Raw genomic sequence first — 12,757 nt, 5'->3', positions numbered from 1 at the left:
CGGCCGGTCGGGTCATCCCGGCCGGTCGGCGCCCGCCGGGCGTTCGGCGAGCAGGTGCTCGCAGGTCCGGACCAGCACCTGCGCGGCGTCCCGCACGGGGCCGGTGGCCCCCGGGTGCCCGGCCAGCCGCTGCCACCGGTGAAGCTCCCGCTCGGCGGCCCGGCGCACCTCGTCCGACCCGGCGTCGTCGGGGAGTCCCAACCGGGCCCGCGGACCTGCCCCGCACGCGCCCAGCAGCCGGTCGGCGGCCGCCCGGTCGTCGCGCGGCAGTACCGGACCGGCCGTCCGCAGCACGTCCGCGAGCTCGATCTCCACCAGCTCGTGCGCCTCGGCGCGGAGCCGCTCGATCCGGTAGCGCAGGCGCTCGGTCCCCCGCGGCGGCGGCCGTACCGAGCCGACGACGCCCTCGAGCGTCTGCAGCGCGGTCCGCGCCGCGAGCAGGGTGGAACGATCGGCGGTGTACCCGGCGGTGTCCACGGCGGGGGTCGCCGCGGCGGGTGGGGCGTCCAGCCGGGTCACGGCCCGGGCCAGGGTGGCGGCGTGCTCGGTCCCCGCGTACACCTCCGCCCCGGCACACACCAGGTCCCGGACCCGCTCCCGCAGCCCGCCGGACTCCTGGGCCGGTGCTGTGCCGGCCGCCGGACCGGACCCGGGTTCGGGGTCGGGAGACCACCCCTCCGGCAGCGGGAGCGACCACAGCACCGTCGTACCCGCGCCGGGTGCGGACCGGACGGCGACCGTGCCGCCGACCGCCACCAGCCGGACCGTCAGGTTGCGCAACCCGCGTCCCTGCGTCGCCGGGGTGCCCGGGCCGGGGTCCGGGACGAAGCCCGGGCCGTCGTCCCGGACCTCCATCCGCAGCATCCCGTCCCGCTCGGCGACCCGGACCGTCACGGGTGCGCCGCGAGCGTGCTTGCGGGCGTTGTTGACCGCCTCCAGGCAGCAGAAGTAGGCGGTGTCACCGATCTCGTCGGGGTAGCAGCGGGCGGACGGGACACCCTCGTGCTCGATCGTCACCGGCGGGTCCGACGCGGCCAGCGTGTCCCGGAGCACCGCGACCAGCCCGTGGCCGGACAGCATCGCCGACGAGACCCCGCCGGCCGTCTCGGCCAGCACCGACTCGGTGACGTCGACCTCGGTGAGGAGATCGTCCAGCCGGGCCCGGGCCGGTTCCGGCGCGCCGGCCGAGACCTGGTGCTCCACCAGACCCAGACCCAGGCCCAGGCTGACGAGCCGGTGCTGGGCGCCGTCGTGCAGATCCCGCTCGATCCGGCGGCGCTCGGCGTCCATCCGGGCGACGGCGTCCCGCCGGGCCGCCGCGATCCGCTCCCCGTGCGCCAGCGCGGCCCGCAGCTGGCGTTCCAGCTCGATCGCCGACCGGTTCGCCCGCAGCACCACGCCCAGGCTGTCGGCGATGTCGGGCAGCAGGTGCCGACGCTCACCGCGCAGGCCCTGCACCGCCTCCCGGTCGACCGCGATCTCGCCGAGCTCCTCCGCGCGCTGGCGGACGGGTACCCGCACGAGGGCGTCCGGGTCGTCGAGCGGTGCGGCCCGCTCCGCCGTCCACGAGTAGGTGCGGTCGCGCAGCCCGGGCCGGTACACGGTCAGCCGGCAGACGGTCGCGCCCAGGCCGCGACCGACCGCCTCGGCCGCGCGGACGAGATCGGGCCCGTCGGTCGACGCCGAGGTCCCGGACAGTGCGTTCACCCCGGCCAGCACGGTGTAGGGGGTCGGGCGGGTGCCGTAGAGCAACCGGTCGACCAGCCGTTCCACCTGCAGGTACAGCGGCAGGAACAGCACGGCGACCGGTGCGGCGGCCAGCGCGGCGGCCGCCACGGGACCCGTCCCGGCCTCGGCCGCCAGCGTCTGCAGGACGGTGACGACGCCGCCGGCCGGGGCCGCCACCAGCGTCACGGCCAGGCCCCGGCCGAACCACCGATCGGCCGTCCGCAGCCGGGACCCGGTCCCGGCGGCCACCAGCGCCGCCGCGGCGAGCGCGACCGAGCCGACCCGAGCGAACCAGAACAGCAGCGCGACCGGTGGGCCGCCGCCAGGGCCGGGCGCCGCGGGGTCGCCGAGCAGCAGGCCCGGCCGGTGCAGCGCGGCCAGCACGACGGTGACCAGCGTCAGCACGGTCGCGGTCGCCAGCGTCGCCGCCAGCGCGCACAGCAGCAACCGCACCTGGGTACGCCGGCCGGCGACCGTCCCGGCCCGGATCCGGGCTCCCAGCGCGACCAGCCCGGCCACCGGGGCCAGGTACCCGAAGAACAGGATGCCGCCGGTCGCGGTCCCGGCCACCGCGCTCACCCCGACCGCGAGCAGGACGCAGGCGGCGCCGGCCACGGCCGGGACGGCGCCGGCGCCGCCCCAGCGGCCCGGCCCCGGTTCCGGGAACACCAGCAGCGCCCCGGCCGCGGCGCCGCAGGCGACGGCGACCAGCACCAGCGCGACCGGTGGCCCGAGCGGGACCCCGGTCGCGACCTGCAGCAGCACCCCGGTCGTGCGGGCCTGCAGGTTGAACGCCCCGGCCGAGGCGATCATGGCGAGTGCCAGCAGCCGGAGCGGCCGGGCCGGTCCGCCGCCCGCGCGCAGCAGCACCGCGGCGAGCAGCAGGTTCAGCCCGCTGCAGGCATGATCGAGCACCACCTGCACGAGCGGCTCGCTGCGGGGCGCCGCCGCGAGCAGGCCGCGGGCCCAGGCGCCGTCGGGCGCCGGCGCCACCGCGGGCCGGTACCGGACGGCCGCGACGGCCGCTCCCGCCGCCAGCCAGCCGAGCACCGGCAGCGTCAGGACGACCAGGGCGGTGACGTATCCGGGTCCGGTAGCCCGGTCGCGCCGCGCGGCAGCCGCCTCGTCGATCACGGTCCGGCCCCGCGAGCCGCCGCCGGGTCGACCAGCGGTTCGAGCCGCTCCGGGAGCCGGGCGTGCACCACGGTGCCGTGCTCTCCCACGGTCACCTCGACCGTGCCGCCCAGCGCGTCGAGACGTTCGACGTCGATCGCCAGCGCCTCCCGCAGCGCTTCGGTGCCCGCGACGGCCGGGCCCTCGATCCGGACCGACAGCCCGCCGGCGTCCAGCGCCAGCCGTACCAGCAGTTCCGGGCCCGGGCCGGCGGCCAGGTGCTGCACCGCCGACGCGGTCACGTAGTAGACGCCGGACTCGATCTCCCAGGCCGGCCGCCGGTCCACCGCCGCCTCGAGCCGGACCGGTCGCGGCAGGTCGGCCACCAGCTCCTCGAGCGCCGCGACCGGTCCCTGGTCGCGCAGCACCGACGGGTACACGCCCCGGGCGATCGAGCGGAACCGGTCCAGCAGCTCCTCCAGCCCGGTCCGGGTACCGGCCAGGGTCTCCCGGACCTGCCCGGCCGGCGCGCCGGCGGCCAGCTCGTCGCGGGCCCGGCGGAGCCCGTTCCGCAGCGCCACCAGCCGGCCCGCGGTGACGTGCGAGAGCTCCCCGACCAGCCGGCGTCGCTCGACGTCGCGGGCCCGGCCCAGCCGCTCCCGGGACCGCTGGAGCTCGTCGGCCAGCTCGTCGGCGCGGCGCACCCGCCGCTCGAGCTCGATCCCGCGCTGGACCTCGCGCAGCAGCGCGCCGGCCCCGTTCGCCACGTCGCGCAGCAGCCTGCGGTCGCCGGGGGTGACCGCGGCTCCGTCCTTGCCGATCGCCAGGGCCGCCCGCAGGGTCTCCCCGTCCAGCACCGGGACGACGTGGTCGGTGTCCGGCCGGGTGAGCAGCACGGCGAGGCCCGGCACCGAGAGCTCCGCCGCCCCGTCGTCCGCTGCCCCGTCGTCTCCGGTACCGGATCCCCCGGCCGCGCCGGTTCCGGTCCCGGCCGGCGGGTGCACCGCGGCGGCCACCAGCCGGTCCTCGACCGCCAGCCACACGACCGCGCGCCGGGCCCCGGTGCCCTCGGCGGCCACCTCGGCGAGGCCGGGCAGGGCGGCCGGAAGGCTCCCGGCCCGGATCCGCGCGGCCGCGCGGGCGAGTGCCGAGTACGGCGTCGCGGTGCGGTGCGGGCCCAGCTGTCGCGCCCACCGGTCGAGCGGCGGCAGCGCCGCGGCGGTCCCGACCGCCGCGGCCGTGGCGGCCACGAACGGCAGCAGCACGGCGACCGGCCCCGTCCCGGCCCACCGGCCGGCGCCGCACACCACCAGCACGAGCAGCACGAACACGCCGGCCGCGACGGTCACCGGCCGGACGGCCCGCGCGGCGACGGTCCGGACCATCTCCACCACCCGCTCCCGGATCCGAGCAGCGCACGCACACCACGTCCGTGCGGAGTCGGTCGTCGGGGGTCAGCCGTTTCCGTCCTGCGAACGCAGGTAGGTCAGCACCGCGAGCACCCGGCGGTGCTGCTCGGCCGCCTCGGTGGTCAGGCCGAGCTTGCCGAAGATGTTCGCGACGTGCTTCTCGACGGCCTTCGGCGTGACGTAGAGCTGGGCCGCGATGCCGCCGTTCGACCGGCCCTCTGCCATCAGCCGCAGCACGTCGAGCTCGCGCTCGGTCAGCACGCCGAGGGCGTTGCGGCGGTCCCCGCGCGGCCGCTCGACCAGCCGCTTGGCGAGCACCGGCTCGATCACGATCTCGCCCTGGCCGATCCGGGTGAGGGTGTCGGTCAGGACCTCGACGCTGCCCACCTTCTCCTTGAGCCGGTAGCCGATCGCGTCGGTCCCGATGTCGAGGATGCGCATCAGGTAGTGCGCCTCGGCGTAGTGCGACAGGAACAGCAGGCCCATCTCCGGGTGCAGGGCGCGCAGCCGCTCGGCCGTGACCAGCCCGCCGTCCGGTTCCGGCGGCATCCGGATGTCGAGGATCGCGACGTCGGCCCGCTCCCGGGTCAGCACCCCGACCAGCTCGTCCCCGCCTACCGCGCACCCGACGACCTCGTGCCCGGCGGCCCCGAGCAGCATCAGCAGGCCCTCCCGGAAGAGCGCGCCGTCCTCGGCCAGGGCTACCCGCACGGGAACCTCGCAGTGATCGTGGTGCCGCCGGGTCGCTCGCCGCCCGGGGCCTCGCGGGTCGCGCTCCCACCGGCCGCGCTCTCACCGGACGCGACCTCGACATTCCCGCCGAGCGGGCCGGTGCCCTCCCGGAAGGCCACGACGTGCCGGGCGTCGGTGCCGGTCACCCGGACCTGCAGGACGTCACCGACCCGGCGTGCCGTCACCGTGACCCGGCCGGCACCCGCAGGCGCGGCGACGGCCAGGCACGGTACGACCGCGAAGTAGGCGGCCCCCTCGGCCGAGGGCCCGAACCGGTCGTCCGGGACGTCGATCGTGACCGCGGCGCCGCGCCGGTCGGCCTCCTCGCGCAGCGCGGGGCCGAGCCCCGCCTCGTCGAGCAGCGGCGGGTACAGCTCGGCGGCGATCCCGCGCAGCTCCTGCAGCACGGCGTGCAGCTCGTCCTGCACCCCGTCGACGGCCCGGTGCAGCTCGGCGTCGTCGCCCGGCAGGCGGCACCGGACCAGGCCGAGGCGCAGGGTCAGCGCCGAGATCCGCAACGCGGCGCCGTCGTGCAGCCGGCGTTCCAGCCCGCGCCGGTGCGCCCACTGCGACCACCCGACCGCGCGGCCGGTCCCCGATGGAGCAGTCCCGCCCCGGCACGCGGGATCGACCGTCATCGGCCGAGCGTGCTCCCCGACGCCCCGGGAGGGAAGCGTGCGAACCCCACCGGGAGGTAGGGCCTGCACCCTTGCGCGCGTCCCACCGCTCTGGCATGTAACGCCGCGACCGCTGTCGCGAGTCCCGGGAATCGGCGTCACGCCGGATCCGGCCGGGTAGCGGGCCGGCCCGGAGCCGGGCGTGCCCGGACCTGGAGGTGGGTCGGTGGCGTACTGCCTGGGTGTCGATCTCGGGACGACCTTCGTGGCCGCGGCGGTCGCGCACGGGCCGCAGGTGGAGATGTACACGCTCGGTGACCGCAGCGTCGTGTCGCCGGCCGCGGTGCACGCGCGCGAGGACGGCCGCCTGGTCACCGGGGACGCCGCGATCCGCCGGGCCGTCAGCAACCCGGACCGGGTCTGCCGGGAGTTCAAGCGCCGGCTCGGCGACCCCATCCCGGTGATCCTGGGCGGTGCGTCGTTCCCCGTGACGATGCTGCTCGGTGCCGTGCTGCGCGACGTCGTCGAGCGGGTGAGCGACACCGAGGGCCATCCCCCCGATGGCGTCGTGCTCACCCACCCCGCGAACTGGGGCCCGTACCGGCGCGAGCTCTTCGACGAGGTGCCCGACCTCGCCGGCCTGACCGGCAGCGGTACCGGCACCGACAGCGCCGGCCCGGCGCTGCGCGCCGTCACCGAGCCGGAGGCGGCCGCCGCGCACTACGCGGCGTCGCGCCGGCTCGGCGAGGGCGACACGGTCGCGGTGTACGACCTCGGCGGCGGGACGTTCGACGCGACCGTGCTGCGCAAGCGGGCCGACGGCATCGAGATCCTCGGCACGCCGGAGGGCATCGAGCGGCTCGGCGGGGTCGACTTCGACGAGGCGATCCTGGCGTTCGTCAACTACCAGGCCGACGGCGCGCTCACCGAGCTCGACCTCGGCAACCTGCAGACGTCGGTGGCGATGGCCAGGTTGCGCCAGGACTGCGTGCTGGCCAAGGAGGCGCTGTCGATCGACACCGAGACGACGATCCCGGTGTTCCTGCCCCAGCGGCACTTCGACGTCCGGCTCACCCTGTCCGAGTTCGAGGACATGATCCGCGCCCAGGTGGAGTCCACGATCGGTGCGCTGCGCCGCACCCTGCACTCGGCCCGGGTGACCCCCGAGGACCTCAGCGCGGTACTGCTGGTCGGCGGCTCCTCGCGGATCCCGCTGGTCGCCCGGATGCTCTCCGACGAGTTGGACCGGCCGATCGTCGTCGACACCCACCCCAAATACGCGGTCGCGCTCGGTGCCGCCGAGCTGGCCCGGGCCGACGCCGGCGGCGCGGCGCCCCCGGGAACCGGATCGTCCGCGATCGGTCACGCCGCCGCGCCGGCCGCGCCCGGCCTCTCGAGACCCGCCGACCCGCCGCGCCCCGTCGGCACTACCCCGGCGCCGAGCGTTCCGCGGAACGCGGGCGGGCCGCGGCCGACCGTCGCCACCGGCGATACCGGGTCGCCGGGCGTTCCGCGGAACGCGGAGTTGCCGCGGCCCGCCGCCGGCGCCGGTGCTGCCGGGGCCGGGAGCGTTCGGCGGAACGCGGATCTGCCGCGACCTGCCGTCGCCGACGGTGGTGCCACCGGGTCGCCGGGCGTTCCGCGGAACGCCGACCCGTCGTGGCGCGGCGTCGCCACCGGCGGGACCGCCGCCGGTCTCCCGCCCCCCGCCGGCGCGGCGGACCTCCCGCGCCCGGTCGCTGCGTCCGCTGCGGCACCCGCCCCGCCCGTCCCGCCCACCCCACCTGCCTCGATCGCCGGGCCGGGCCCGGCGCCGCAGCCCACCGCCGGGCCGGCGGCGACCGCGGTGACCCCAGCAGCCACCAGCGCGACCAACGGCGCCAGCGCGACCGACGGCACCGGCTCCACCGACGGCACCGGCGGCCTCAGCGGCACCGGCGGCACGGGAGGCCCGCCGGGAACCCCACCGGAGCGGCCGGGCTGGAGCGGCGGCCCGCATCAGCCCTCCCACGGTGGCCGGCGCCGGAGGAGCCGGCTGCTCGCCGCCGCGGTCGTCGCGGTCCTGGCCCTGGCCGCGGGCGTGGCGTACTTCGGCACCCCCTTTGTCGGGGACGGGAACGCGCAGCCGCGAGCGACGGAACCCCCGTCCGCCGGGGGCGTGGCCGTCGCCAAGCCGATCCCGACGCTCGGCGAGGCCGTCCCGGCCGGGGCCTCCTCCGGCTTCGTCGCGATCTCCCCGAACGGTCGGCTCGCGTACGTGGCGAACCGGACGGCCGGCGTCGTCACCGTGATCGACACCTCGGTCAACGCGGTCACCGCCACCATCGAGGTGCCGGCCGGGCCCCCGCAGTACGTCGCGTTCGCCCCGGACGGCGGGCACGTCTACGTCAGCGTGTTCGACGAGGCGCGCACCATCGCCGCGGTCGCGGTGCTCGACACCACCACGAACTCGGTGGTCGCGACGGTCCCGGTGCAGACGCGGCCGTTCGCGCTGGCGGTCGCCCCGGACGGCGGCAAGGTCTACGTGCCCAACCATGACTCGGGCACCGTGTCGGTGATCGACACGGCCACCAACGCGCTGGCGAACGAGATCGTCGTCGCGCCCAACCCGCACTGGGTCGCGATCACGCCGGACGGCAGCCGGTTCTACACCGCGAACCACGAGTCGAACCTGATCACCGCCCTGGACACCGCGAACGACCGGATCGTGGCCGAGATCCCGGTCGGCACGAGCCCGCACAGCGTCGCGGTCAACCCGGTCCGCCCGCTGGTCGCCAACGTCAACTACGACTCGGCGTCGCTGTCGATCACCGATAGGAACAGCGACGAGGTGGTCGCCACGGTGCCGGTGGGACGGAACCCGCAGGCCGTGGCCTGGTCCCCGGACGGGCGCTTCGCCTACACCGCGAACGTCACCGACGACACCGTGTCGGTGGTCAGCGCGGAGAGCTTCTCGGTGACCGCGACGGTGCCGACCGGGGACGGCCCGACCAGCATCGCGGTGCTGCCGAACGGCACGCAGGCCTACGTCAGCAACCTCAACGACGGCACGCTGACCGTGCTCGACCTCGCCGGCTGAGCGGGAGCCGGCGGCTCAGCCGCCGGCGAACGGCGGCAGCACGTCCAGCGCGACCGCGTCGCCGAGGACGGCGGAACGGTCCCGCACGGCCACCTCGTCGAGCAGGAAGCTGCAGCGGTCGAGCACCCGGTGAAGCTCCGGGCCGTGCCCGGCACGGAGCGCATCGACGGCGTCGGCGACGGTCGCGCCGGCCGGCACCGTGACCGTCTCCTCGGGGGTCCCGGCCGCGGCCTTGGCCGCGGCGAAGTAGCGGACCGTGAGGGTCCGGGTCGCGATGCTCGCGGTGGTCACGCTCGCGGTGGTCACGCTCATCCTCCGATTGCGCTCATCGGGCGGTCGGGCTGCAGGAACCCGGGGTCGTCGATGCCGTGGCCCGCCTTCTTGCCCCACATGGCGTCGCGCCAGGTGTCGGCGATCTCGGCGTCGGTCGCGCCGCCGCGCACCATCGCCCGCAGGTCCGTCTCCCCGGTGGCGAACAGGCAGGTGCGCATCTGGCCGTCGGCGGTGAGCCGGGTGCGGTCGCAGGCGCCGCAGAACGGCCGGGTCACCGAGGCGATCACCCCGACGACGGCGGGACCGCCGGCTGTGCTGATGCTCGTCCCGTCAAGCCTGCTCTCGACCAGGAACTTCTCGGCCGGAGCGCCGCCGCGGTCCTCGTCGGACGGGGCGAGTGTGAAGCGCTGCTCCAGCCGCTCCATGATCTCCCCCGCAGTGATCATCTCGGACCGGCGCCAGCCGTGCTGGGCGTCCAGCGGCATCTGCTCGATGAACCGCAGCTGGTAGCCGTGCTCCAGCGCGAACTCGAGCATGTCGGCGGCCTCGTCGTCGTTCACCCCGCGCAGCAGCACGCTGTTGAGCTTCACCGGGTTCAGGCCGGCGTCCCTCGCGGCCGCCAGACCGTCCAGCACGTCCTGCAGCCGGTCCCTGCGGGTGATCTCGGCGAACCGGTCCTGGCGCAGCGTGTCCAGCGAGACGTTGAGCCGGTTCACCCCGGCCGCGGCCAGCGCGCCGGCTCGCCGGGCCAGCCCGATGCCGTTGGTGGTCAGCGAGATGTCCGGCCGCGGCTCCAGCGCCGACGCCGCGGACAGCACGTTCTCCAGGCCCTTCCGGAGCATCGGCTCGCCGCCGGTGAACCGCAGCTCCTCGACACCCAGCCGGTGCACGGCGACCGCGATCAGTCGGTTCAGCTCGTCGTCGGTGAGCTGCTCGTCGCGCGGCATCCAGTCCAGCCCCTCGGCCGGCATGCAGTAGGTGCAGCGCAGGTTGCACCGGTCGGTCAGCGAGATCCGCAGGTCGGTCGCGACCCGGCCGAACCCGTCGACCAGCCGCGGATCGTCGGGCCGGTCCGGGTCCCGGGACGGGCCGCCGCGCAGTGCCGGCAGGCCGAGCTCGGTCGTCATGACGCCGAGGCTAACCGTCCCGGAGCCGACCAGCCCAGGGCGGGTTTTCCCAGCTCAGAGCCACACCCCGCAGCTGCGACGCCAGGTGCGTGGCGCAGGCGCAGCTGCGGAATTAGTCACGCTGTACCTAGCCGAACGGATAGGTACTCCGTGACTACGTCCGGCCCGCCTTGAGCTCCTGGCGGGCCACCGACCGGATGTGCACCTCGTCCGGGCCGTCGGCGAAGCGCAGCGCGCGCGCCCAGGCGTAGAAGTAGGCCAGCGGGGTGTCGTCGCTCATCGCCGCGCCGCCGTGCACCTGCATCGCCCGGTCGATCACCGCGCAGGCCATCCGGGGCACCACGACCTTGATCGAGGCGATCTCGGTGGCCGCGCCCCTGGCACCGTGCGAGTCGATCAGCCAGGCGGTCTTCAGGGTGAGCAGCCGGGCCTGCTCGATCTCCATCCGGGACAGCGCGATCTGCTCCCGGACGACTCCCTGGTCGGCCAGCGGGCGGCCGAAGGCCACCCGGTCCTGGGCCCGCTCGACCATCAGCGACACCGCGCGCTCGGCCATCCCGATCAGCCGCATGCAGTGGTGGATGCGGCCCGGGCCGAGCCGGGCCTGGGCGATCGCGAACCCGCCGCCCTCCTCGCCGAGCAGGTTCGACGCCGGCACCCGGACGCCGTCGAGCACCAGCTCGGAGTGCCCGTGCTGGTCCTGGTAACCGAACGTCGACAGGTGCCGGGTGATCGACAGGCCGGGGGTGTCGCGGGGCACCAGGATCATCGACTGCTGCCGGTGGGGGGAGGCCTCCGGGTCGGTCTTGCCCATCACGATGAAGACCTTGCAGCGCTCGTCGGCCGCGCCGGAGATCCACCACTTGCGGCCGTCGATCACGTAGTCGTCGCCGTCCCGGCGGATCCGGGTCTCGATGTTGGTGGCGTCGGAGGAGGCCACGCCCGGCTCGGTCATCGCGAACGCGGACCGGATCTCGCCCTCGAGCAGCGGGTCCAGCCACTGCTGGCGCTGCTCGGGCGTGGCGAACAGGTGCAGCGTCTCCATGTTGCCGGTGTCCGGCGCCTGACAGTTGATCACCTCGGGGGCGATCACCGGGGACCAGCCGGAGACCTCCGCGACCGGGGCGTACTCCAGGTTCGACAGCCCGGAGATCGCGGGCAGGAACAGGTTCCAGAGCCCGCGCTCGCGAGCCTCCGCCTTGAGGGTCTCGACGACCGGGGGCAGGTCCCACTCCTGCGGCGTCCCGCGCCGCTCGGCGCGGAACGCGTCGTACTCCGTCTCGGCCGGAAGGATCTTCTCGTCGAGGAGGGCGCGCATGCGTGCGGTGTAGTCGGTCGCCACGGCGCTGGGTGCGAAGTCCACGCGGCGATGAGATCACACGGCGCACCGGCCCGGCACTGCGTGATCGACCGGAACTGCGGGCGATCCGACGTGGCGTCTCCGCACGAGCGATCATAGGATCCGCGTCGTGCCGCACTTCAGGATCTCCGAGGCCGCCCGGCTGCTGGGTGTCAGCGACGACACGGTCCGCCGCTGGGTGGACGCCGGCACCCTGCCGGTGCAGGCCGACGCGTCGAACCGCAAGGTCATCGACGGGGCCGCGCTCGCCGGGTTCGCCCGGGAGCACGCCAGCACCCCGCCGGATCCCTCGGTCGTCCAGCGCTCGGCCCGCAACCGGATGGTCGGGCTGGTCACCTCGGTCGTCGCCGACACCGTGATGGCCCAGGTGGAGATGCAGTGCGGACCGCACCGCGTGGTCTCGCTGATGAGCAGCGAGGCCGTGCGCGACCTGGGGCTGGAGCCCGGAGCGCTGGCGGTGGCAGTGATCAAGTCGACGAACGTCGTCGTCGAGACCCCGGGAGGGCACCTGTGAGGACCCGATCCGTCCGCCGCGTCGCGGGCGCCGCGACGACCGTGACCGCGCTGGCGCTGCTGGCCGGATGCGGGGGTGGCGGCGGCCAGGACCCGCAGGCCGGCGGCGGGCAGCCGCAGACGCTGACGGTGTTCGCCGCGGCCTCGCTCACCGACACCTTCGGTGAGCTGGAGAAGCGGTTCGAGCAGGCCAACCCGGGCACCGACGTCACGCTCAACTTCGCCGGCTCCTCGGCACTGGCCCAGCAGATCAACCAGGGGGCGCCGGCGGACGTGTTCGCCTCGGCCAACGAGAGCAACATGACGAAGGTGACCGAGCCGGGCAACGCCCGGGGCGAGCCGGTGGTCTTCGCCACGAACACCCTGCAGATCGCCACCGCGCCGCAGAACCCGAGGCGGATCGCGTCGCTGCAGGACCTGACGAACCCGGACCTGCGCACCGTGGTGTGCGCACCGCAGGTGCCGTGCGGGTCGGCGGCCGAGAAGGTCGAGCAGGCCGCCGGGGTCCAGCTCGCGCCGGTGTCCGAGGAGCAGGACGTCAAGTCGGTGCTGAACAAGGTCACCACCGGCAACGCCGACGCCGGGCTGGTCTACAAGACCGACGTGACGGCGGCCGACGGGCAGGTGCAGGGCGTCGACTTCCCGCAGTCCGGCCAGGCGGTGAACAACTACCCGATCGCGACGCTGACGAACGCGTCGAACGCCGAGCTGGCACAGAAGTGGGTGCAGTTCGTGACCGGTGAGCAGGGCAAGCAGGTCCTCACCGCGGCGGGCTTCGGCACGCCGTGACCACGACGCAGGCCGGC

10 protein-coding genes are annotated in these 12,757 nt (G+C 75.6%); 3 read left to right on the top strand and 7 right to left on the bottom strand.

The annotated features are described in order from the left end of the window. Positions 1–12: 12 nt before the first annotated feature. The 4 genes from ACLFMI_RS07600 to ACLFMI_RS07585 all read right to left on the bottom strand — a co-directional run bounded on the left by ACLFMI_RS07600 (position 13) and on the right by ACLFMI_RS07585 (position 5,620). Entirely contained in the window at positions 13–2,862 is a 2,850-nt protein-coding gene (locus ACLFMI_RS07600) for a sensor histidine kinase (RefSeq protein WP_410947020.1), read from the bottom strand. After that, entirely contained in the window at positions 2,859–4,232 is a 1,374-nt protein-coding gene (locus ACLFMI_RS07595) for a sensor histidine kinase (protein WP_410947019.1), read from the bottom strand. The genes ACLFMI_RS07600 and ACLFMI_RS07595 overlap by 4 nt, the downstream gene beginning before the upstream one ends. Before the next feature lie 63 nt (positions 4,233–4,295). Continuing rightward, entirely contained in the window at positions 4,296–4,961 is a 666-nt protein-coding gene (locus ACLFMI_RS07590; protein ID WP_410947018.1) for a response regulator transcription factor, read from the bottom strand. Then, complete coding sequence (locus tag ACLFMI_RS07585; RefSeq protein ID WP_410947017.1) at positions 4,952–5,620, bottom strand: sensor histidine kinase; 669 nt, start codon at positions 5,618–5,620, stop codon at positions 4,952–4,954. The genes ACLFMI_RS07590 and ACLFMI_RS07585 overlap by 10 nt, the downstream gene beginning before the upstream one ends. A 181-nt stretch (positions 5,621–5,801) precedes the next feature. Between ACLFMI_RS07585 and ACLFMI_RS07580 the strand changes: the two genes are divergently transcribed. Further along, a complete protein-coding gene (locus ACLFMI_RS07580) occupies positions 5,802–8,678 on the top strand; it encodes an Hsp70 family protein (protein WP_410947016.1) in 2,877 nt (958 codons plus the stop codon). A gap of 15 nt (positions 8,679–8,693) precedes the next feature. Here ACLFMI_RS07580 and ACLFMI_RS07575 read toward each other — a convergent pair whose 3' ends face one another. From ACLFMI_RS07575 to ACLFMI_RS07565, 3 genes are all read right to left on the bottom strand, one after another. Then, a complete protein-coding gene (locus tag ACLFMI_RS07575; RefSeq protein ID WP_458788577.1) occupies positions 8,694–8,984 on the bottom strand; it encodes a MoaD/ThiS family protein in 291 nt (96 codons plus the stop codon). Positions 8,985–8,986: 2 nt separating this feature from the next. Next, positions 8,987–10,078: a GTP 3',8-cyclase MoaA gene (gene moaA / locus ACLFMI_RS07570; RefSeq protein WP_410947014.1), complete on the bottom strand. Its 1,092-nt coding sequence runs from the start codon at positions 10,076–10,078 to the stop codon at positions 8,987–8,989. A 154-nt stretch (positions 10,079–10,232) separates the two neighbouring features. Beyond that, positions 10,233–11,441 (bottom strand): acyl-CoA dehydrogenase family protein, encoded by a 1,209-nt coding sequence (locus ACLFMI_RS07565; RefSeq protein WP_410947013.1) that lies wholly within the window; start codon positions 11,439–11,441, stop codon positions 10,233–10,235. Positions 11,442–11,547: 106 nt separating this feature from the next. Here ACLFMI_RS07565 and ACLFMI_RS07560 point away from each other — a divergent pair, with 106 nt between their 5' ends. Beyond that, positions 11,548–11,952: a TOBE domain-containing protein gene (locus tag ACLFMI_RS07560; RefSeq protein ID WP_410947012.1), complete on the top strand. Its 405-nt coding sequence runs from the start codon at positions 11,548–11,550 to the stop codon at positions 11,950–11,952. Continuing rightward, on the top strand, positions 11,949–12,740 hold the full coding sequence (gene modA, locus ACLFMI_RS07555; RefSeq protein ID WP_410947011.1) for a molybdate ABC transporter substrate-binding protein: 792 nt from the start codon (positions 11,949–11,951) through the stop codon (positions 12,738–12,740). The genes ACLFMI_RS07560 and modA overlap by 4 nt, the downstream gene beginning before the upstream one ends. The last annotated feature ends 17 nt before the right edge of the window (positions 12,741–12,757 follow it).

The organism is Pseudonocardia nantongensis (assembly GCF_046546495.1).
Lineage (GTDB): Bacteria > Actinomycetota > Actinomycetes > Mycobacteriales > Pseudonocardiaceae > Pseudonocardia > Pseudonocardia nantongensis.
This window is presented reverse-complemented; position numbering and strand designations above follow the sequence as displayed.

Coding starts and splice junctions, on each gene's coding strand:
- ACLFMI_RS07585 (WP_410947017.1), bottom strand. CDS start 5,620: ATGACGGTCGATCCCGCGTGCCGGGGCGGGACTGCTCCATCGGGGACC.
- moaA (WP_410947014.1), bottom strand. CDS start 10,078: ATGACGACCGAGCTCGGCCTGCCGGCACTGCGCGGCGGCCCGTCCCGG.